Source organism: Aeromonas sp. 130281 (assembly GCF_056642115.1).
Map to the genome: position 1 here is coordinate 109,725 of NZ_JBWVQS010000003.1, position 19,794 is coordinate 129,518.

Genomic DNA, 19,794 nt, shown 5'->3' on the forward strand with positions numbered 1-19,794 from the left:
ACAGACAGCACAGGGCCCTCCCCGCAGATTAAAAGGAGCACAGATGGCTCTCTCAGTGGCACAACTCTATGAAGTGATGACCCAGTTGCCCGACCCCGTCTTCATCCTCAGTGAAGATGGTCATTACATCGAGTACATAGGCGGGGTGGAGCAGCAGTCATATCAGGATGGCAACCCCCTGATCGGCAAGCGGTTGTTCGACGTGCTGCCGGCAGACAAGGCGTTCTGGGTGATGGAGCAGGTGGCCCGTGCCCTGGCCGGCGGCCAGGTGCAGGTGGTGGAGTACGATCTCTCCCCCGCCGAGGTGGAGGGCATAGATGCCGAGGCGGGGCCCCAGGGGATGCAGCGCTTCGAGGGCAAGATAGCGCCGCTGCCCTCCCTCTACGACGGCAAGCGGGCCGTGGCCTGGATGACCCGCAACATCACCCGCCAGCACGAGCTGCAACGGCGGCTCAAGCGGCTCGGGGAGACGGATCAGCTGACCGGCCTCTACAATCGTCACTTCTTCTTCGATCAATACCACCAGAGGGTGCAGGGCCAGCCGCTCACCGGCCTCATCATGCTGGATCTCGATCACTTCAAGCAGATCAACGACCGTTACGGTCACCAGGCCGGGGACAGGGTGCTGTGCCGGGTCTGCGAGTGCGTGTCCGCCCAGCTGCGGGGGGAGGATCTGTTCGTGCGCAGCGGCGGCGAGGAGTTTCTGATCCTGCTGCCGCAGATAGACGAGGGGATATTGCTGAAGGTGGCGGAGCGGATCCGCGCCGCTGTGGCGGCCATGGCGCCGGATCCGGCCCCCGTCACCGTGAGCCTGGGCACCACCTTGATCCGCCCGGGGGAGGAACTCAGCGCCGTGCTGGCCCGGGCGGACGAGTGGCTCTATCGGGCCAAGCGGGGCGGGCGCAACCAGGTGGCCCACGACGGGGATCCCTGAAAAGCACCCGGGCTTGCAACGAAGGAGGGCGACCCTGTGTCGCCCTCCTTCGTTTGTCTGCATCTGCGTTCGTCTCAGCCAAACAGCGTCGAGATGTTCTGGCCCGCCATCAGCAGGCCTATGGCCAGCACGCTGAACCAGACCAGGGTGGCGCTCACCAGGGCGTAGCCGAGGGCGACGAAGAGACCGTCCCGCTGCAACATGCCGATGGCCAGCAGCAAGATGGCCCAGGCGGGCATGGCGTTGGTGAAGGGAATGGCGCCGAGCGGCAGCATCAGCAGCAGGGCCGCCAGCATGATCAGCAGGCCGTTGCAGCGGTTGATGGCGTAACTGCCGGTCAGGATCAGCAGGCGCGGCCGGATGAGGCGGTCGATGCGGGCCAGCAGATCCGCCCCCTTGTGCAGGGCCGGTTTGATGTGCTCGGCGGCGAAGCGCCGCTCCATCAGGACGGCGGGCAGCCAGGGCACCCGGTTGAGGGTGATGCCGACGCCGATGAAGAGGATCAGGAGCCCAAAAGGCGTGCTGACGCCGGGGATGGAGACCGGCAGCAGGAAGGGAACGGTGAGCAGCACGCAAAACAGCAGCATGCCCTGCTCCCCCACCAGAGCCAGCATCTGGCGCAGGCTGATGTGGCTCTCCTCGATGGCGTGGGCGGTGGCCCGCAGGGTATCGGAGAGCGTGCTTTGTGGGTCGTTGAGTTGCGCGGCAACCATTCCTGAGATCCTCGTCCTGTTAACGCCACCTCTGTGGCGCCGACAGCTTACGTGGCAGAGGTTAATCCCAGATGAATAATGTGAGCCGGCGCAAGCTTTGATGAAAAGAGAGGGCGGGGAACGGGGGCGGGCCGCCAAAACGGGACGATACAGCCCCCGTCAAGGGTCGGATGGAACGGGCTCTGATATGCTTTTGACGCAATCCATGCAACCGGGAGAAGAGCGTGACGCGAGCGATGATGATGCTGGGACTGTGCTTGCCGCTGACGGGCTGGGCGGCCGAGCCTGCCGCCTCGGGCTGGCAGCTGACCCCTTTCCTGGGTTACAGCTCCTCCATCGACTTCGAGGCCATGGATGAACCCGCTCCCACGCCGCACTCGACCGGCATCGACTCACTGCAAGGGGAGAGCTCGGGCAACTGGGGCCTCTTCATCAGCCGGGAGGTGGATGATCCGGGCATGGTGGAGCTGCTCTACAGCCATCAGTCCACCCCCATCTCCCCGGATCAGCCGGACAGGCTGACGGTGGATACCCTGCACTTCGCCGGGGCACTGACCCTCTCGGACAACCTGATGGCACCCTATCTCGGCGCCGGGATAGGGGTGACCCGCTTCGATGCCTATGACAGCGAGACGGCCCCCTCCATGTCCCTGGCGCTCGGGGTGCAGCCGCGCCTGGGGGAACATCTGGCGCTGCGGGCCGAGGTGCGCGGCTACGGCTCCCTGCTCAATGACGACAGCGCGTTTCTCTGCAACCCCGAGGTCTGCGCCTTCCGGGTGCGGGGGGATCTGCTCACCCAGTGGCAGGCCAATATCGGCTTGACCCTGAGGTTCTGAGCCCGCTCTTTGGGCCGGTTTATGGGATGCCGAAGATGAGACGGCTCTGGGACTCGTTGACGTCAAATTCCCTGTCGTGCACCGCGCTGGCACCCACCCGCTGCTCGCATCCCTTGGCTCATGCAGGCTCGCTGGCTGCAGAGGCCTGCGCGAGCGGCCTCAGCGAGCCCGCAGCAGCCAGCCGCTGATCCGGTTTGTCGCCAGCAGTCGGCAGGCGAGCAGGGAGAGCACCAGCAGCACCGGCACCTTTAGCAGCTCCCACCACAGCAGCTTGCCCTGGGGGCCGAACACCATCAGCCAGACCACCAGCATCATGTGCAGGCAGTAGAGACCCAACACCTTGGGGGCCTGGCGCTCGAGCCAGCAGCCCCTGCCCCAGTTTGGGTTGGCCAGCAGCAGGCCGAACAGGCCGAGCGCCCAGGGGAGCGAACCCAGCAAAAAGTCGTGACGGTTGAGGGGCACGGCGGCGAAACGCAGCAGGCCCGCAGCCTCCAGGGCATAGAGACCCATCCCCGCCACCATCAGCAGGGCGCTGCGCCTGGCATCCGGTTGCCAGCCACGCAGGCGCAGTTCGGCGCCAAGGGCTACGAACAGCAGGGAGAAGAAGGGGCCGTTGCGGGTCAGCAGGGCCCACTCCCCCCCTAGCAGCGGGCCATAGGAGCCGCCGATCAGGGCCAGCCCGTAGAGCAGGGCGCCCGCCACCAGAGCCAGTCGGGGCAGCCTGACCCGCCAGCAGAGAGCCAGCAGCAGGACGGCCAGCATCAGGGCGGGCAGGAACCAGAGGTGGATCATGCCACCCACCCACCAGGCGTTGAGAGGATCCCCCAGCTGCATCTGCCACTGGCCCGCCATGCTGGTCAGATAGCCTTCCGTCATGGCCGCGACCGGGTTGAAGGGCACCAGCAGATAGAGCAGGCTCCAGGCCAGCCAGAGCCCCAGCAGGGGGCGGCAGTAGCGCAGCGCCACCGCCATCGGCTTGCCTGCGGCGAGGGCGGGTTGCAGGAAGTAGCCGGCGCAGAGGAAGAAGAGCGGCACCGCGAAGCGGCACAGCTGGTTGATGATGGCCCCGAGCCAGAGGTAGGGGGTGCCGTCCCAGAGGGTGGGATCGAACGGATTGCTGAAGGGGGAGAGATGAATGGTCATCACGGCCAGGATGGCCAGGACTCGCCCGCACTCGATGCTGGAGATGCGCATGATGGTTTCCGACGGCTGAAACCCGGCACCCTAGCAGCCGGGCACATGCCTCTTCCAGCCGGGGGGCCGCCAACTGTGACCCCCATCGGTGGCCGGTTACCCTTTGTTACCCGGGGGATGGGCAGGGTTACCCCGGGTGGGAGGCGGATCCCGTTTTGGTGTCGGTAAAAGCCCTAGAGCAGAGCGACCAGCACTGTCGCGACGGCGCCCGTCAGCAGCAGGGCGATGCCACGGCCGGCCGGGCCGTGCAGCTTGTTCCACATCAGCAAACTGGTGAGGGCCAGCAGCAGCATGGAGAGCGCCGCGAGATCGCCGACCAGTTGCCAGGAGAGGCCAGTGCCCATGCCGCGATGCAGCCGGTTGAGGCTGGCGGCGACGTTGGCCCGCTGCAGCTCGATCTGCACCAGCAGGGTACCCTCCACATAACTGGCGGCCAGGCTCTGGCGGAGGGTGACGCCGCGCAGCTCCCAGCGCGCCGGCAGGGTGAGGGGGCCTGTGGGGGTGGGCAGGGTCCGGGCCGGGGTGATGCTGATCCGCCCCTCCTCCAAGCCCTCGGGGTAACGCTGTTGCAGCAGGGCTTTCAGTGCGTCAGGGCTCGCCAGCGGCGTGGCCAGCGTTATCTCCTCGCTCGACTTTTCGGTGTGGGGGCCGGGCAGGGGCAGCACGGCCCTGTGCTGGAGCCAGAGGCCGGTCAGGCCGTAGAGCAGCATCAGGGTGAGGGTGGCAAAGCCCGCCCAGGCGTGGATGCGGCGCACCCACTTGTTGTTGTGAAGGGGGAGTCTCTTGGGTTTCATCATGGTGGCGCATCATAAAAAAACTGGCCAGCAGAGGCTGGCCAGTTTGGCTGTGGGCAGGAGGATCAGAAGCGGTAGGCGGCGGTGAGATTCAGCTGACGGGGGCTGCCCGGCATGATCTGGGCCGCGCTGGTGGCGCTGACGAAGTAGTCGTGGTCGGTCAGGTTCTCCACGCTGAGCTGGGCATCCCAGTGCTGCCAGCGGTAGCCGGCGCGGGCGTCATAGCGGGCGTAGCCCGGCAGCACTGTGGTGTTGGCGTTGTCGGCGAAGCGATCCCCCACCGCCGTCACCCCGGTTTCCCCATACCAGCCCTGCTTGCCGCTCTGGTAGCCGGCGAACAGCTGGCCGTTCTCGCGGGAGACGTTCATCGGCCGCTTGCCCTGCAGATCCGCATCCGCCTTGACCTGCTCCGCATCCTGAATGGCGATGCCGCCGTGCAGGTAGAAGGCATCGGTGAGCTGGGCGCGGGCGCTCAGCTCTATGCCGTCGGTGCGCTGCAGGCCGGTGAGGAGCACCTTGGTGGGATCCAGCGGATCCTTGCTGCGCTTGTTGTACATCTCCAGCCGGTAGAGGGAGAGGGTGGTGGCCAGGCGGCCGTTCAGCCAGTCACTCTTCACACCCCCCTCGTAGAGCCGGGTGTGCTGGGGATCCAGGTTGTTGTTCTTGTCCCCCGGGGTGATGCCGATCAGCTCACCGCCGACCGGGGTGAAGGTCTTGCTGTAGGAGGTGTAGAAGGCGTGCTCCTCGATGGGGTTCCACACCAGGCCCAGACGGGGGCTCAGACTGGTGACCGAGAGGGTCTCCTCCTTGTCGAGGTCGTTGCGGCGGCTGGTGACGGTGAACGCGTCCCGGCGCAGGCCGCCGAGCAGGTGCCAGTCCCCCAGGCTGAGCTGATCCTGCACATAGAGGCCGTAGCCACGCACCCTGTGCCTGGCGTCGCTGGAGAGCTTCATGGCACCGTTGTAGCTGGGCAGTGAGCCCGGATCGTACAGGTTGCCCGGGGGGATAGCGGTGGCGTTCTGATAGAGCTTGGGGGTGCGCTCCTGCCAGCTCTGCTCCAGGCCCACCAGCAGGCGATGCTCGACGGGGCCGGTCTGCAGCTGGCCTTCCGCTTCCGTGTTGCTGGTCAGGTTGTTAGCCTTGAGATCCTGCTGCCAGCGGGCGCGGGTCACCTGGTCGCCCTTGACGCTGGTGACATAGGTGTTGTCGAACTGGCTGTCGAGGCTGGTGTAGCCGAGCTGCTGGCGCAGTTGCCACTGTTCGTTCAGATCCCAGGTGAGCTGGGAGCGGGTGGACTGGGCCACGTCATCGATGAAGTCGCGGCTGGTGTCGCTGTAGACGCTCTCGATGGGCACATCGGCCGGGCGACCGTTGACCCCGGGGATGCCGCGATCCGGGGTGCGATCGCTGCCGTTGCGCTCGTACTGCACCAGCCAGTTCAGCTTGTCGGTGATCTCCCAGTTGGCGGACGGGGCCAGCAGGGTGCGCTTGCTGGTCACGCCGTCGCGAAAACTCTCCTTGTCCTCCTGGGCCAGGTTGAGGCGCAGCTGCACCCGCTCGCCTGCCTCGGCATTGAGATCCGCGGCGAGGCGCTGGCTGTCGAAGCTGCCGACCCGAGCGGTGACGCTGGAGGCCTGGCCCCGTTGCGGCTTCTTGCTGACCCGGTTGACTATGCCCCCCGTGCTGCCACGGCCGTAGAGCACGGCGGCCGGCCCCTTGAGCACCTCGACCCGCTCTATGTTGCCAAGGTCCCGGGTGTACTGCATGTCGTCCCGCAGACCGTCGAGGTAGAAGTCGTTGCTGGCGTTGAAGCCGCGGATGTTGACGCCGTCGAAGCGGGTGTCGCCGCTGGCGTTGACCCCGGGGATGCCGCTCAGGGCCTCGCTCAGGGTCGGTTGGCCGTAGGCGGTCAGCTCGCTGGCGGAGACGCTCTCTATGGTCTGGGGCACCAGCTTGGCCGGGGTGCTGGTGCGGGTGGCGGTGGCCACCTCTTCGTGCTGGCTGCGTTTGCCGACCACAGTGAGGGTCTCGTCTTCGGCCTGGGCGCTGGCGCAAAGGGACAGCAAGGCGACGCCCAGCAGGGCGCGTGGGGGGTTGGGGTTATGCATCTGCGTGTGACTCTTCTAATCGACCTGTTGGCCTGAACTTATTGATTTATTAGTAATTATTAAAATGCTCCCGATGCGGGAGGGTGCTAATGATATTTATTTTCATTTGGCTGGCAAGGCAAAGATGCAAAAAGCCCACACCTACGACCAGTTTTGCGGTCAGTTGAGGCTCATTGCCCTGATGCAACGGATCGGATGAGTCTTGGTTGTGGCAAAGGGCTGGTTTACCATCCGGGTTCGGTGGCGCCGATGCCGCCCCAGGGAAACAGGAAACGGAACATGGAAGAGATCATCAGGGCAGACCTTCATAACCGGCAGCACGGCGAGGCGCTGGTCTATCTGCTCAACGAATACGCGAAAGACGAGATGGGCGGGGGCAGCCCCCTCGCCGATGAGGTGAAGGCCAATCTGGCGCAGGCCCTGGCGGCGAGAAGTGGTGCCCATGTGTTGCTGGCCTGGGTCGATGGGCAGCCGGCCGGGGTGGCCACCTGCTTCGAGGGCTTCTCGACCTTCGCCTGCCGGCCCCTGCTCAACCTCCACGACCTTGCGGTGCACCCGGATCATCGCGGGCGCGGCCTCGGCAAACGGCTGCTGGCACAGGTGGAGCGGCTCGCCCGGGAGCTCGACTGCTGCAAGCTGACCCTGGAGGTGCTGGAGGGCAACAGGGTGGCCCAGGCCGCCTACCTGGCCAGCGGTTTCGAGGGTTATGAGCTGAACCCGCAAGTGGGCCGGGCCCTGTTCTGGCAGAAGAAGCTCTAGCCTCTGTGGTTCATCCCCCCAGTGGGAGGGGAGAATGAAAAACGGCGCGCAGAGTGATCTGCGCGCCGTTTTGTCTGGGGCCGGAGTTAGAAGTCGTAACGGGCCGCCAGCTGGAAGTCATCCTTGGTGTTCAGCTTGCCGCTGTCATTGCTGTCCAGGTTGTTGATGCGGTACTCGCCGATGACCCTCAGGTTCTTGTTGAACTTGTACTGGGCACCCAGGGTGTAGTAGTCGATGGAGTCGTAGTCGGACTTGCCGCTCTGCTCCACCTTCTGCTTGTTCCACAGGGCCATCAGGCCGAAGCCGCTCTCGAAGTTGTAACCCAGGGCCCCTTCCCAGCCGGTGTGATCCTTGCCGGTGGCCAGGAAGTCGCTGCCGTCGGCATAGCTCAGGGCTGCATAGACGGCCTTGTTGTCGTACTTGGCGGAGAGCAGCCACAGCTTGGCATCCTCTTCACCGCTCTTGTCGCGGATACCCACGTTGTAGGCGGTACCCAGGGCCAGGTTGAACGGGAAGGTGTAGGCCAGGGCGGCGCCGTAGGCGGCATCGCTGTCCTTGCTAGTGGTCTCTTCGGTGTCACCGCCGTCGAACTTGTAGCTGGTATCGACCTGGAAGCCGTTGAACAGGCCGGAGTATTTCAGCACAGAGCCGGCACGGTTGGTGGCGAAGGTGTCGGTCTTGGCGCCCAGGGCGTCGTTGCCGTAGCCGTCGGAGAGGGAGACGTCGGTCCAGTCGGCCAGCAGGCCGGGGGCGCCCTTCTGGCGGCCGAAGGTGACATTGCCCCAGTCGGCGCCCACCCCGGCGAAGGCCAGGCGGGTACGCATGTTGTCGGAGTTCTCGCTGACGGTCTTCTCGCTGTCATTGACGTAGATCTGCAATTCGTACTGGGCCAGGGCCTTGAGACCCGGGTTGATCTCGCTCTCTACCTTGGCGCCCAGGCGGACGAACTGGTTGGCACCCTGCTTGTCGCTGTATTCGTTCTTGATGTCGCCATTGGCATCCAGCTCCTTCTTCTCGCCGAAGAACTGGCCGGCGTAGATGCGGCCATAGAGATCGAGCAGAGTGGAGTCATTTTTATAGACTTCGACGGCTTGAGCCTGGAAGGCGGCGGTGAGAGCCAATGCTACTACTGTCAGCTTTTTCATCATGATCCCTTGTGTTGCAAGCTTCTGTTTTAAAAGACGGGGCCATGCTAGAAGTGACAGATGACAGCGGGGTGACCGGGGTGTGAACAAGCCGTGGCGGTTTCATGTCAGCGGGATGAAAACCGGGATTTATGTGGCTGGTCGCCACTTTTGCGCGCAAAGGTTTGCCCTTGTGGTAGAATGCCGCCCGTTTTCGAGCTCCTAAGGTTGGATATGCGATGAGACGTGAACTGGCAATCGAATTTTCCCGAGTGACGGAAGCGGCTGCACTGGCTGGCTACAAGTGGCTCGGACGTGGTGACAAGAATATCGCCGATGGCGCGGCCGTTGCGGCCATGCGTCACATCCTCAATCAGATCCAGATCGATGGCGAGATTGTAATAGGCGAGGGGGAGATCGACGAAGCCCCCATGCTCTACATCGGCGAGAAGGTGGGCACGGGTCAGGGCGACGCCGTGGACATCGCGGTCGACCCCATTGAGGGCACCCGCATGACCGCCATGGGGCAGTCCAATGCCCTGGCCGTGCTGGCCGTGGGCGACAAGGGCTCCTTCCTCAAGGCCCCCGACATGTACATGGAGAAGCTGATCGTGGGTCCGGGGGCCAAGGGTGCCATCGATCTCGATCAGGCCCTGGAGCTGAACCTCAAGGCCGTCGCCAAGGCGCTCGGCAAGCCCCTCTCCCGCCTGACCGTCATCACCTTGGCCAAGCCGCGTCATGACAAGGCGATCAAGGAGATGCAGGGGCTGGGCGTGCGGGTGTTCGCCATCCCCGACGGGGACGTGGCCGCCTCCATCCTCACCTGTCTGCCGGACAGCGAAGTGGACATGCTCTATGGCATCGGCGGCGCCCCGGAAGGGGTGATCTCGGCGGCGGTGATCCGCGCCCTGGACGGCGACATGCAGGCGCGCCTGGTGCCCCGTCACCAGGTCAAGGGGGACAGCCCCGAGGTGCGTGCCCTGGGCGAGCAGGAGATTGCCCGCTGCCAGGAGCTCGGCATCGATGTGAGCAAGGTGCTCAAGCTGGAAGATCTGGCCAAGAATGACAACGTCATCTTCTCGGCCACCGGCATCACCAAGGGTGATCTGCTGGAAGGCATCACCAGCAACGGCGTCATGGCGACCACGGAGACCCTGCTGATCCGCGGCAAGTCACGCACCATCCGCCGCATCAAGTCGATTCACTTCCTGGACCGCAAAGACAGCGTGGTGCGCGACATCATTCTCTGATGAGAGTGGGTTGAACCTGCTGCAAGATGAAAAGCCCGACCGCTGCTGCCGTCGGGCTTTTTGTTGCCCTGCGTCCGGGTCTGGACTATTTGGCGGGACAGGGCGGATAAGGCTAAGGGGAATCGGGGCCCTTTGATAGACTGCTTCGCCATGCACAGGAATGCATCATATGGAATGTCGTCAAGGTTGCGGTGCCTGCTGCACAGCCCCCAGTATCAGCAGTGCCATCCCCGGCATGCCGGAGGGCAAGCCGGCCGGCGTTCCCTGTGTTCAGCTCGACCAGTGGCTGGGCTGCAAGATCTTCGGCCAGCCCGAGCGTCCTGCGGTGTGCAGCAGCTTTCGGCCCATGCAGGACGTGTGCGGCTCTCACCGCCAGGAGGCCGTCTGGCTTATCGGCGAGATGGAGCGGCTGACGGCCTGAGGCGAGGTTGTGGCTCGTCCGATGATGTGGCGATGTCCGCAACGACGTTACCTTGTCCGATTACGCCGCTGCGCGGCTAATCGAACCTACATGGCCAATCAAGCCTCCACATCCAGCCGTTCTCGTAGGTTCGAATAGCGAAGCGTATTCGAACGATCGCGAAACATGGAGAAACCCGGAATAGAAAAAGGCCGCAATTGCGGCCTCTTTTTTGTCTCCCGTGACGGGGGAGGTCAGACGTCGGCCAGTTGCAGGGCCTGACGATAGTACTCGTTGGCCTTGTTGGTGAGACGGCGCTTGTCCATCACCTGCCCGAGGGCATGGTAGAGGGTGGCATCGGGCCGCTTCGCCACTTCCTGCTCCAGCAGGTGCTGGGCCTCGTCCAGCTGGCCGGCCAGCAGGTAGACTCGCGCCAGTGCCGCCTCGGCGCCCGGCTGATCCTGGATCTTCTTGAGCAGGGTCAGCATGGGCTGATAGTCATCCAGCCTGAGCTTGGGCAGGCGGGCGAACAGCTCGGGGGAGGGATCCTTGCGCAGGGCCTCCAGCCAGAGGTCGGCCGCCTCTCTGTCGGCACCGAGCCGGCGCAGACGATCCCCGTAGCTGGCCAGCAGTGCGGGGTCCTGACGCAGCTTGCGGGGCAGCGCCTGCCACACCGGGCGCAGGGTCTCGAGGGCGCCGCTGGCGGCCTCGAGACGGCCAATCCAGGCCTGGTGCAGCAGCGCCTCTTCCTGCTGGGCGGTCAACTTGCCCACCTTGCGCAGGGCCGGAGCGAGATCGATGAGGGCCGCCCAGTCTTCCCGGGCCAGATAGACCTGGCGCAGCTGATCCAGCACCATGGGGTGGCGCGGGTGCAGGGCGTAGACGGACTCGAGCCTGCCGAGGGCGCTGTCGTACTGGCCCTGCTCTATCTGCAGCTGGGTCTGGATCAGGGTCAATGCCAGCTCCGCCTTGGGGTTCTCCTCCTGCGCCTTTTGCAGGTAGTGATCCCGGCGCACGTCATCGCCCCGGGCCTGGGCCACCTTGGCGGCACTCAGGTAGTTGAGCAGCGGGGTGTCGCTGTTGTCGGCCCCCTTGATCAGCAACTTCTCGGCCTGGTTGTAGTGTCCCTCGGCCATGGCCAGGGTGGCATTCACCGTTTGCAGGTTCGCCTTGCGGCGACGGCGGGAGCCGAACCAGCCCTGGGTCTTGCGGCGCAGGCCGAAGACCCGGCCAAGCACCCACTCGACGATGAGCAGGGCACCGTAGAAGAGTACCGCCAGGATCACGGCGCTGGTGACCGAAGACTCCACCGTGTAGTTGCCGAGCGAGATGAGCACATAGCCCTTGTTGCCGGACGCTTCGGGGCCGAAGATCAGGCCCGCGACCATCACGGCCACCACGACGATCAGACGAATCATGCTCTCCTCCTCAGTTGCCGGCCAGGATGCGTTGCAGGCGCTCGGTCAGCACCTGTTCCAGCATGGCCTGGGTCTTGAACTGATCCGGGTAGTCAAACTGGATCTGCTCGTCTTTGAGCTTGTCGAGCTCGGACTGCATGTATTGGGTCGCGCTGTTGTCGGTATCGAAGTACTGGGTCAGCCAGCGCTGGGCCTTCTCCAGGCTGTCGGTATAGAGCGCCTGCTGCTCGCGATAGACGGCGAGCTGGGCCTGCAACAGCTTGGTCTTGAGGTTCTCCCGCAGGAAGATCTCCTGCTGCGGTGAGAGCAGGGCCTCCACGGCCCCGTCGCGGCGGCGTATGGTGATGAAGTTCTCGGTGAACTTGACCCAGTTCTTCTTGAGATTGCTCTCCCACTCGTCCGGATTGGTACTGACCGCCTGATCCGGCTCGGCCTTGGCTTGTGGCATGCTCACGGTGGAGAGGGGCAGCAGCTCTATCTGGTCGGACAGCGCGGCCAGCTTCAGGGTCAAGCCTTCGCGATCGACCCGCGGCATCCCCTTGAGCTTGGTTATGTCTTCCGCCAGCGCCTTGCGAATGGGCATCAGGCTGGGGTCGTTGAGCGCCTTGATCCGCTCGTCGGCGTTGCCGAGCAATGTGATGGCGGAGACGATGTCGTGTTCCAGCCACAGCTTGCGGCCCGCCATGCGTACCAGGTATTCGGATTCGGCCAGCATCCAGTCGTTGGGGCGCTTGTCGTCGAGATCCAGCACCTTGTGCTGCAGGGCGTCCAGCGCCTCCTGCTGCTGTTGCTGGCTCTTGCCGAGGGCGCTGAACTGTTCGGCATCCTTGCTGTTGTTCTGATCCAGCTTGCCCATGGCCTCGGCCAGTTGCAGCTTGAGGGCGCCGAGTTCGGCCTGCTGGGCGACGGCATTCTGGTGGCCGTGCAGATAGAGGCCGCCGGTCAGCCCCAGGGCCAGCAGGATGGCAACGCCACCGAGGACGACGCCGGCGCCGCCCTTCTTGTTGCCGACGGCCTTGTGCTCGGGCTTGTTGTTGTCGGCCCCGGGGGCCGCAGCACTCGGCTGGACTTCTTGCTGTTCAGTCATTCCATCTTCCTCAGTTCCAGGGCGGCCACCAGAGCCTGGTTGGATGCACCTTGGGCAATCACGATACGGGTAAAACCAGCTCCCTCGGCCATCTCGGCCACCCGGGGACTGGGCACCACCAGCAGGCGGTCATAAAGCCAGGGTCGCTGCGGGCCGGGCACCAGGGCCAGCAACCGCTGCAAGAGTTCACCACTGGTGATGAGCAGGCTGTCGAGGCCGGCTGCCTGCCAGTGGCGGGTCAATGCGTCCCCGTCGAGCTCGGGGTAGTGGCGCTCGTAGGTGGCACAATAGTGCACCAGTGCGCCGCGTGAGGCCAGTGTCCGGGCGATGAGATCCCGCCCGTCGTTGCCGCGCAGGATCAGCACCCGCTTGCCGCTCACCCCTTGCAGGGGCGGCAGGGCCAGCAGGCCTTCACTGCGGGGATCGGTCGGGCAGAGGGCCTGGACACCCACCTCGCTGAAGGCATCCGCGCTCGCCTGACCGACCGCAAAGTAGTCAATATGTGGCCAGGTCAGACCAGTTTGCAACAGAAAATGATGAGCAAATTTAACGGCATGGGCGCTGACGGCGATGATGATGTCCGTTTGGGGCAGAAGTTCGGGCAGGCGGGGGAGTTCACTGCCCGGCCGGGTTTCCAGCAGCGGGCAGCACAGTGGTGCATGGCCCTGCTGGCGCAGCAACTGCACCAGCAGGGTGGCCTGGGCGGCCGGGCGCACCACCAGCGGGACCATCAGGCGGCGCTCCGGGCACATGACCATGAACCGGTCCGCGCTGCACTCATGCCCGGTAGACCTCGGCCAGAATGGCGTCGGCACCGGCGGCCAGCAGACGCTGGGCCAGGGCGTGGCCGAGTGCCTCGCCGTCCGCCAGCGGACCGCGGATCTCGTCCCGGATCACCCGGGTGCCATCCGGGCTGCCCACCAGGCCGCGCAGCCAGACCTCGTCCCCCTGCACCAGGGCATAGGCACCGATGGGCACCTGACAACCCCCTTGCAGGGCGCGGTTCATGGCGCGTTCGGTCAGCACCCGGATTCGGGTTTCGGCGTGCTCCAGCGGTGCCAGCAGGGCGTGCAGCTCGACATCGTCCTGGCGGCATTCGATGCCGACGGCTCCCTGGCCGTTGGCGGGCAGGCTCTGCTCCGGCTCTAGGAAGGTGGTGATGCGATGGGCCATCTCCAGCCGTTTCAGGCCGGCGGCGGCGAGTATGATGGCGTCGTATTCACCGGCATCCAGCTTGGCGAGGCGGGTGTTGACGTTGCCGCGCAGGTCGCGGATCACCAGGTCCGGGCGGGCGGCCCGCAGCTGGCACTGGCGGCGCAGGCTGGAGGTGCCGACCACGGCCCCCTGAGGCAGCTCGTCTATCTGCTTGAAACGGTTGGAGACAAAGGCATCACGCGGGTCTTCGCGCTCGCAGATGGTGTGCAGGCCGAGCCCCTCGGGGAACTCCACCGGCACGTCCTTCATGGAGTGGACGGCGATGTCGGCCCGCCCTTCCAGCATGGCAGTCTCCAGCTCCTTGACGAAGAGCCCCTTGCCGCCGACCTTGGCCAGCGGCGTATCCAGGATCTTGTCACCCTGGGTGCTCATGGGGACCAGTTCGACTCGCAGATCGGGATAGAGGGCTTCCAGCCGATCTTTTACAAAGTTGGCCTGCCACAGGGCCAGTGGGCTCTTGCGAGTGGCAATTCTCAGGGTTCGGGCTGCCATATCAATCAGTTGTTTCATCTTTAGTGAGGAAAACGATCTTACCACCCTTTGCATGGGCTTTCATGGCGCAGCCGGCAAAAGCGGGGCCAAGCTCAAAAAGGGTCGCTGAAATTAATTTTCATTCGCTCATTATATGATGGCAACTAATTGAAAATATTATTTTTTATTGCTTTCCATTGATACCGTTACGGGGCGTGCCAGAAATAATCCGGTGATTGTGTGCGGGCTTGTTTACCACTGCTGTTTGCATTGTTAACATGATCACACTTTTTTGACGTCTCCCCGTTTTGGTGCGTCATTTCTCTTCCCCATAGGTAGGGCATTGCTGGTAAAACTCGACACGCTGGTGGCGCGCTACGACGAGCTGAATCGTCTCAAGACGCAACGAGCGTTGGATCTCATGAGTCGCTATGGGCAGCAGGTCTTCCAACTGCTGCCTGTCATGCTGCACTTCAATCATCCCCTTCTGCCCGGTTATGTGGCAGGGGACGTGCCTCATGGTATCTGGAGTTTCGTCGCCAACGAGGCTCAGCAGGCCTTCATCCAGGATCTGTGCCAGAACGCCAACTGTCAGGGCGGCCTCAGCACCCACGACAAGTCGATCCAGGGCCTCTACTCCATGGGCAGCACCTCCTCCATCGGTCAGTGCTGCCACTCGGATCTCGACATCTGGGTCTGTCACGTGGCCGGCTTGTCCCAGGAGCGCCTCGCCCTGCTGGAGCAGAAGTGCCAGCACCTCTCCCTGTGGGCCGAGCAGCGCGGGGTCGATCTCAACTTCTTCCTGATCCCCGAAGACAAGTTCCGCCAGCGCAACGATGCCCAGATGCAGGGGGAGAGCTGCGGCAGCGCCCAGCACCTGCTGCTGCTCGACGAGTTCTATCGCAGTGCCATGCACATCGCGGGCAAGCGGCTGCTCTGGTATCTGGTGCCGGCAGAATATGACGATCACTACGACGACTACGTCAACGGCCTGTTCGCCCACGGCAAGTTGAGCCAGGATGACTGGCTCGATCTCGGGGGCTTCGACCGTATCCCCGCCGAGGAGTATTTCGGCTCCGCCCTGTGGCAGCTCTACAAGGGCATAGATTCCCCCTACAAGGCAGTGCTCAAGTCGGTGCTGATGGAGGCCTACTCCCACGAGTACCCCAACACCCGGCTGCTGTCGGTGACCAGCCGCGACTGGTTCCAGCACAACGAGGGGATGCACTACCGGCTCGACAACTACTGCCTGATGCTGGACAAGGTGACCAACTACCTGAAATCCATTGGCGACATGCAGCGCCTGGATCTGGTGCGCCGCTGCTTCTATCTCAAGGTGTGCGACGGTCTGAGCCATCCGAAGGAGGATCACTCCCCGGACTGGCGCCGGGAGCAGATGGCCCAGCTGGTGGCCTACTGGGGCTGGAGCCCGGAGCGGCTGCATCACCTGGATCATCGCCAGGAGTGGAAGGTCGAGGACGTCAAGGTGGCCTACGCCGAGTTGCTGGAGGCCCTGATGCAGAGCTACCGCAACCTCATCCAGTTCGCCCGGCGCAACAACATCAGCGAGTCCATCAACCCGGAAGACATCGGCATACTGTCGCGCAAGCTCTATGCCGCCTTCGAGAGCCTGCCGGGCAAGGTGCAGCGCATCAACCTCAAGATAGCGCCGGATCTCGGGGAGCCGGATCTCAGCCTGGTGCAGGTGCCCCACGGCCGCCTGAATCGCGCCGGCTGGTATCTCTACAAGCATTCCCTCGAACCCGCCGACATCATAGGTCGGGCGCCGCTCGAATATAACGGCTACATCAGCAAGCTGGTGGCCTGGGCCTACTTCAACGGCCTGCTGACGCCCCAGTCCAGGGTGCACCTGTTCAATCAGGGCTCGGATCTGCACATCGACAACCTGCACCAGTTCTGCCGTGATCTCTCGGGGACCTTCCCGGTCAAGTACCCTCGCGCCACCAACTTGGCCCTGAGCCGCCCCTGCGAGATCCACCAGCTCTCCATCTTCCTGAACCTGGAGACGGATCCGTCCAGTCACTGGGTGGGCCAGGTGATCGAGTTCGACGCCAATGCCGCGGATGTCTTCTCCTTCGGTCGCAACCAGGAGTGTCTGGTGGGATCCGTGGATCTGGTCTATCGCAACTCCTGGAGCGAGATCCGCACCCTGCACTTCCAGGGGGAGGAGGCGGTGGTGGATGCCCTCACCACCATACTCGGCAAGATGCACCAGGATGCCGCCGCCCCCGAGAAGATAGAGGTGTTCTGTTACAGCCAGCACTTCCGCTCCCTGGTGCGCGCCCGCTTCCAGCAGCTGGTGGCCGAGTGCATCGAGCTGCGTCTGGCCCGGGACAAGCAGCAGCTGGTCAAGACGCTGGCGCTGGGGAAAGAGAAGTACGGCATCTTCTTCGAGCGGCGCGGGGTCTCGGTGAAGAAGCTGGAAAACGCCATCGACTTCTATCGCCACATCTCCCACAACAAGCTGGATCACCTGCCGCTGCGCCTCGACAAGACCCACAGCCAGCACCTGCCCGGCATAGTCGACGCCTACGCCAGCGAAGGGCTGGTGCAGTTCTTCTTCGATACCCGGGATGCGGGCACCAACATCTATATCCTGGACGAGGCGAACCGGGTGGAGATCTACCAGCACTTCGCCGGCAACAAGGACGAACTGGTGCAGGGGGTGAACCGCTTCTACACCTCGGGCCACGAGCGATTCAGCAATGCGGGCCAGTTCAGCAACTTCAACCTGCCCCAGTATTACGAGATCGTGCAGATGGGCGACAAGCTGGAGGTGATCCCCTACCGCAGCCAGAGCCCGCAGCGGGACAATCCGGGGGCGGCCCGGGAAGTAGGGTGAGGGAAGCGGGATGATGTGCCGGTGTAGCGCCGGAAGGGATGAAAACAAACGGCCTGCATGATGCAGGCCGTTGTCGTATCCGTGATCCGAAAATCAGGCGCCGAGGCGGGCCAGCAACCAGCGACGGATGTCGGCGAGCTGGGGCCGGCAGATCTCGTGGCGCATGGGGTACTCGTGCCACTCGGGGCTGAGGCCTGCTGCCTCCAGCCGGTTCTTGGCGTCCCAGCCCATGGAGAGGCTCACCACGTCGTCATAGATGCCGTGCATGTAGCAGATGGGCAGGGCGCGGGCGGCCTCGCTCATCTCCTCGACCAGTTGCTCGGGGGCCGCCAGATAGGTGGACATGCAGAGCAGGCCCGCCAGTGGCACCGGATGGCGCAGGGCGGTGAAGGAGGCGATGACGCCCCCCTGGGAGAAACCGGCCAGCACTATGTTGCCCGGGGCGAAGCCCTCGGCCACCAGCCGATCCAGCAGGGCGGCGATACGATCGGCGGACTCGCGCACATGGGACTCCACGGCGCGATCCGCCGGATCCTCGAAGCTCTTGATGTCGTACCAGCCGCGCATCTTGTAGCCCATGTTGATGGTGATGGGCCGCTCGGGCGCATCGGGCAGCAGGTGGCGGACCGGCAGGTCGGCGGGCAGCGCAAGGGCATCGACCAGGGGTGCGAGCCCGGCGCCGGAATCCCCCAGCCCGTGCAGCCAGATCACCGCGTGACGGGCGCCCTGGGGATGCAGATCCATCATGGGAACCGAACGGGCTCGCCCGCCTGGGTGGTGCAGGCCCGGGTCAGCAGGGCCTTGAGCTCGTCGCCGAAGCGGTTGTCGATCCAGCTGTCACCGCGCAGCTCGAAGTGGAAGCCGTTCTCCCGGGTGGCCACCCAGATCTGGTGCAGGGGCTCCTGCTTGTTGATGATGACCTTGGTCTTGTTCTCGAAGCTCAAGGTCAGCACACCGCCGGCCCGCTCGCAGTCGATATCCGGATACCCCTCGTCGATAACGTCTTCCACATACTGGAAAAAGGCGTCGGTCAGGGCGTGATACTCGTGATCCTTCATCGGTTTATCCTGTTGCTTTTAACAATGTGAGTGCGATTATAGAGGGCCAAAAATTTTTTCGCAGCGAACCATTATGATTACCCAGTTCACCAAGTGCCTGTTTGCCGCGTCGCTGTCGTTCGGGTTGGCCGCCTGCGGCCTGACGGGGCCGCTCTACATGCCACCGGCCGAGCAGCCCGTCTCCACTGAGCAAGCACCGGCACAGCCCAAGACAGAGAGTACACCGCAAGCCGCCTCGCCTGCGACCGCCAAACCGGCCTCCGAGGCCGCGCCGCAATAATCTAGGAAGGAACCGCCCCCTTGGATCACTTTAACTACGACGCCGACGGTCAGCTTCAGGCCGAGCAGCTTCCCCTGCAACAGCTCGCCGACCAGTACGGTACCCCGCTGTATGTCTACTCTCGCGCCACCCTGGAGCGCCACTGGCATGCCTTCGACCAGGCGGCGGGCGACATTCCCCATCTGATCTGCTACGCGGTCAAGGCGAACTCCAACCTGGCGCTGCTCAACCTGCTGGCGCGCCTGGGCTCGGGCTTTGACATCGTCTCCGGCGGGGAGCTGTCCAGGGTGCTGGCGGCGGGGGGGGATCCGGCCAAGGTGGTCTTCTCCGGCGTCGCCAAGAGCGAGGCCGAGATGCGCCTCGCGCTGGAGAAAGAGATCCTCTGCTTCAACCTGGAGTCGGAAGCCGAGCTGGAGCGCCTGAACCGGGTCGCTGGCAGCATGGGCAAGAAGGCGCGGGTCTCGGTGCGGGTCAACCCGGACATAGACGCCGGCACCCACCCCTACATCTCCACCGGCCTCAAGCAGAACAAGTTCGGCATCCCCATCGAGCAGGCGCCCGCCATCTACCGCAAGGCGGCGGCCATGGCCCATATCGAGATCAAGGGGGTGGATTGCCATATCGGCTCACAACTCACTGAATTGAATCCCTTTATGGAGGCGGCGGACAAGCTGCTGAAGCTGATCGACGAGCTGGCGGCCGAAGGTATCCATATCCATCACCTGGACGTGGGCGGGGGTCTCGGGGTCAACTATGGCGCCGAGCAGCCGCCGCATCCGACCGAGTACGCCGAGGCGCTCAAGCAGAAGCTGGCGGGCCGGGATCTGACCCTGCTGTTCGAGCCGGGCCGCGCCATCGTCGCCAATGCCGGCGTGCTGCTGACCCGGGTCGAGTTCTTGAAGCCCGGCGAGACCCGCAACTTCGCGCTGATCGACGCCGGCATGAACGATCTGCTGCGCCCCTCCCTCTACGGCGCCTGGATGAACATCATCGAGGTGGACAGCCGCACGACCCACGAGAAGGCGCTGTATGACGTGGTCGGCCCGGTGTGCGAGACCGGTGACTTCCTCGGCAAGGAGCGTACCCTGGCGATTGCCGAGGGCTCATTGCTGGCGGTGCGTTCCGCCGGGGCCTACGGCTTCACCATGTCGTCCAACTACAACACCCGTCCCCGTGCGGCCGAGGTGCTGGTGGACGGTGACCAGGCCCATCTCATCCGTGAGCGGGAGCAACTGGCCGACCTCTGGCGTGGCGAGCATCTGCTGCCGTGATGGATGGATTTTCAGCGTT

General features: G+C 64.2%; 19 protein-coding genes. 8 read left to right on the plus strand and 11 right to left on the minus strand.

What is annotated here, in order from left to right:
• Nucleotides 1–43 precede the first annotated feature (43 nt).
• A complete protein-coding gene (locus AC1IN8_RS10355) occupies nt 44–934 on the plus strand; it encodes a sensor domain-containing diguanylate cyclase (protein ID WP_139439198.1) in 891 nt (296 codons plus the stop codon).
• 74 nt (nt 935–1,008) lie between these two features.
• Here AC1IN8_RS10355 and AC1IN8_RS10360 read toward each other — a convergent pair whose 3' ends face one another.
• Entirely contained in the window at nt 1,009–1,647 is a 639-nt protein-coding gene (locus tag AC1IN8_RS10360) for an exopolysaccharide biosynthesis protein (protein WP_202047730.1), read from the minus strand.
• A gap of 239 nt (nt 1,648–1,886) precedes the next feature.
• Between AC1IN8_RS10360 and AC1IN8_RS10365 the strand changes: the two genes are divergently transcribed.
• Nucleotides 1,887–2,483, plus strand: a complete 597-nt coding sequence (locus tag AC1IN8_RS10365; RefSeq protein WP_429109163.1) for an outer membrane beta-barrel protein — start codon at nt 1,887–1,889, stop codon at nt 2,481–2,483.
• Nucleotides 2,484–2,642: 159 nt separating this feature from the next.
• On the opposite strand, the gene AC1IN8_RS10370 is transcribed toward AC1IN8_RS10365, so the two are convergent.
• The 3 genes from AC1IN8_RS10370 to AC1IN8_RS10380 form a co-directional block, all read right to left on the minus strand.
• On the minus strand, nt 2,643–3,677 hold the full coding sequence (locus AC1IN8_RS10370; protein WP_479758813.1) for an acyltransferase family protein: 1,035 nt from the start codon (nt 3,675–3,677) through the stop codon (nt 2,643–2,645).
• Nucleotides 3,678–3,850: 173 nt separating this feature from the next.
• Nucleotides 3,851–4,471: a PepSY-associated TM helix domain-containing protein gene (locus AC1IN8_RS10375; RefSeq protein ID WP_202047803.1), complete on the minus strand. Its 621-nt coding sequence runs from the start codon at nt 4,469–4,471 to the stop codon at nt 3,851–3,853.
• 65 nt (nt 4,472–4,536) lie between these two features.
• Nucleotides 4,537–6,579, minus strand: a complete 2,043-nt coding sequence (locus AC1IN8_RS10380; RefSeq protein WP_479758814.1) for a TonB-dependent receptor — start codon at nt 6,577–6,579, stop codon at nt 4,537–4,539.
• Between the two features lie 279 nt (nt 6,580–6,858).
• Between AC1IN8_RS10380 and AC1IN8_RS10385 the strand changes: the two genes are divergently transcribed.
• Nucleotides 6,859–7,338, plus strand: coding sequence for a GNAT family N-acetyltransferase (locus AC1IN8_RS10385; RefSeq protein WP_429162067.1), 480 nt, complete (start codon nt 6,859–6,861; stop codon nt 7,336–7,338).
• An 86-nt stretch (nt 7,339–7,424) separates the two neighbouring features.
• Here AC1IN8_RS10385 and AC1IN8_RS10390 read toward each other — a convergent pair whose 3' ends face one another.
• Entirely contained in the window at nt 7,425–8,483 is a 1,059-nt protein-coding gene (locus AC1IN8_RS10390) for a porin (protein WP_139435509.1), read from the minus strand.
• Between the two features lie 218 nt (nt 8,484–8,701).
• On the opposite strand from AC1IN8_RS10390, the gene glpX reads away from it, so the two are divergent.
• Both glpX and AC1IN8_RS10400 read left to right on the plus strand, forming a co-directional pair.
• Entirely contained in the window at nt 8,702–9,712 is a 1,011-nt protein-coding gene (gene glpX, locus AC1IN8_RS10395) for a class II fructose-bisphosphatase (protein WP_041206766.1), read from the plus strand.
• 169 nt (nt 9,713–9,881) lie between these two features.
• Nucleotides 9,882–10,133, plus strand: coding sequence for a YkgJ family cysteine cluster protein (locus AC1IN8_RS10400; protein ID WP_025325492.1), 252 nt, complete (start codon nt 9,882–9,884; stop codon nt 10,131–10,133).
• Between the two features lie 233 nt (nt 10,134–10,366).
• Here AC1IN8_RS10400 and AC1IN8_RS10405 read toward each other — a convergent pair whose 3' ends face one another.
• The 4 genes from AC1IN8_RS10405 to hemC are packed head-to-tail and all read right to left on the minus strand — an operon-like array spanning nt 10,367 to nt 14,324.
• Nucleotides 10,367–11,530, minus strand: a complete 1,164-nt coding sequence (locus tag AC1IN8_RS10405) for a heme biosynthesis HemY N-terminal domain-containing protein (RefSeq protein ID WP_479758815.1) — start codon at nt 11,528–11,530, stop codon at nt 10,367–10,369.
• 10 nt (nt 11,531–11,540) lie between these two features.
• Entirely contained in the window at nt 11,541–12,617 is a 1,077-nt protein-coding gene (locus tag AC1IN8_RS10410) for a uroporphyrinogen-III C-methyltransferase (protein WP_139435505.1), read from the minus strand.
• The gene (locus AC1IN8_RS10415) at nt 12,614–13,348 is read right to left on the minus strand and encodes a uroporphyrinogen-III synthase (RefSeq protein WP_319916859.1); all 735 of its coding nucleotides are present in this window, start codon (nt 13,346–13,348) and stop codon (nt 12,614–12,616) included. Before AC1IN8_RS10415 ends, AC1IN8_RS10410 begins: the two co-directional genes overlap by 4 nt.
• Before the next feature lie 46 nt (nt 13,349–13,394).
• Nucleotides 13,395–14,324, minus strand: coding sequence for a hydroxymethylbilane synthase (hemC, locus tag AC1IN8_RS10420; RefSeq protein WP_479758816.1), 930 nt, complete (start codon nt 14,322–14,324; stop codon nt 13,395–13,397).
• 322 nt (nt 14,325–14,646) lie between these two features.
• On the opposite strand from hemC, the gene AC1IN8_RS10425 reads away from it, so the two are divergent.
• On the plus strand, nt 14,647–17,166 hold the full coding sequence (locus AC1IN8_RS10425) for a class I adenylate cyclase (protein ID WP_139435501.1): 2,520 nt from the start codon (nt 14,647–14,649) through the stop codon (nt 17,164–17,166).
• A gap of 93 nt (nt 17,167–17,259) precedes the next feature.
• Here the strand turns inward: AC1IN8_RS10425 and AC1IN8_RS10430 are convergent, their stop codons facing one another.
• Together AC1IN8_RS10430 and cyaY are read right to left on the minus strand one after the other, a co-directional pair.
• A complete protein-coding gene (locus AC1IN8_RS10430) occupies nt 17,260–17,913 on the minus strand; it encodes an alpha/beta hydrolase (protein ID WP_202047724.1) in 654 nt (217 codons plus the stop codon).
• Nucleotides 17,910–18,224, minus strand: a complete 315-nt coding sequence (gene cyaY, locus AC1IN8_RS10435; protein ID WP_005330957.1) for an iron donor protein CyaY — start codon at nt 18,222–18,224, stop codon at nt 17,910–17,912. Before cyaY ends, AC1IN8_RS10430 begins: the two co-directional genes overlap by 4 nt.
• A 73-nt stretch (nt 18,225–18,297) precedes the next feature.
• Between cyaY and lptM the strand changes: the two genes are divergently transcribed.
• Nucleotides 18,298–18,504, plus strand: a complete 207-nt coding sequence (gene lptM / locus AC1IN8_RS10440) for an LPS translocon maturation chaperone LptM (protein WP_265437424.1) — start codon at nt 18,298–18,300, stop codon at nt 18,502–18,504.
• 20 nt (nt 18,505–18,524) lie between these two features.
• On the plus strand, nt 18,525–19,775 hold the full coding sequence (gene lysA / locus AC1IN8_RS10445; RefSeq protein ID WP_042649014.1) for a diaminopimelate decarboxylase: 1,251 nt from the start codon (nt 18,525–18,527) through the stop codon (nt 19,773–19,775).
• Nucleotides 19,776–19,794 lie beyond the last annotated feature (19 nt).

Coding starts and splice junctions, on each gene's coding strand:
- AC1IN8_RS10355 (WP_139439198.1), top strand. CDS start 44: ATGGCTCTCTCAGTGGCACAACTCTATGAAGTGATGACCCAGTTGCCC.
- AC1IN8_RS10360 (WP_202047730.1), bottom strand. CDS start 1,647: ATGGTTGCCGCGCAACTCAACGACCCACAAAGCACGCTCTCCGATACC.
- AC1IN8_RS10365 (WP_429109163.1), top strand. CDS start 1,887: ATGATGCTGGGACTGTGCTTGCCGCTGACGGGCTGGGCGGCCGAGCCT.
- AC1IN8_RS10370 (WP_479758813.1), bottom strand. CDS start 3,677: ATGCGCATCTCCAGCATCGAGTGCGGGCGAGTCCTGGCCATCCTGGCC.
- AC1IN8_RS10375 (WP_202047803.1), bottom strand. CDS start 4,471: ATGAAACCCAAGAGACTCCCCCTTCACAACAACAAGTGGGTGCGCCGC.
- AC1IN8_RS10380 (WP_479758814.1), bottom strand. CDS start 6,579: ATGCATAACCCCAACCCCCCACGCGCCCTGCTGGGCGTCGCCTTGCTG.
- AC1IN8_RS10385 (WP_429162067.1), top strand. CDS start 6,859: ATGGAAGAGATCATCAGGGCAGACCTTCATAACCGGCAGCACGGCGAG.
- AC1IN8_RS10390 (WP_139435509.1), bottom strand. CDS start 8,483: ATGAAAAAGCTGACAGTAGTAGCATTGGCTCTCACCGCCGCCTTCCAG.
- glpX (WP_041206766.1), top strand. CDS start 8,702: ATGAGACGTGAACTGGCAATCGAATTTTCCCGAGTGACGGAAGCGGCT.
- AC1IN8_RS10400 (WP_025325492.1), top strand. CDS start 9,882: ATGGAATGTCGTCAAGGTTGCGGTGCCTGCTGCACAGCCCCCAGTATC.
- AC1IN8_RS10405 (WP_479758815.1), bottom strand. CDS start 11,530: ATGATTCGTCTGATCGTCGTGGTGGCCGTGATGGTCGCGGGCCTGATC.
- AC1IN8_RS10410 (WP_139435505.1), bottom strand. CDS start 12,617: ATGACTGAACAGCAAGAAGTCCAGCCGAGTGCTGCGGCCCCCGGGGCC.
- AC1IN8_RS10415 (WP_319916859.1), bottom strand. CDS start 13,348: ATGGTCCCGCTGGTGGTGCGCCCGGCCGCCCAGGCCACCCTGCTGGTG.
- hemC (WP_479758816.1), bottom strand. CDS start 14,324: ATGGCAGCCCGAACCCTGAGAATTGCCACTCGCAAGAGCCCACTGGCC.
- AC1IN8_RS10430 (WP_202047724.1), bottom strand. CDS start 17,913: ATGATGGATCTGCATCCCCAGGGCGCCCGTCACGCGGTGATCTGGCTG.
- cyaY (WP_005330957.1), bottom strand. CDS start 18,224: ATGAAGGATCACGAGTATCACGCCCTGACCGACGCCTTTTTCCAGTAT.
- lptM (WP_265437424.1), top strand. CDS start 18,298: ATGATTACCCAGTTCACCAAGTGCCTGTTTGCCGCGTCGCTGTCGTTC.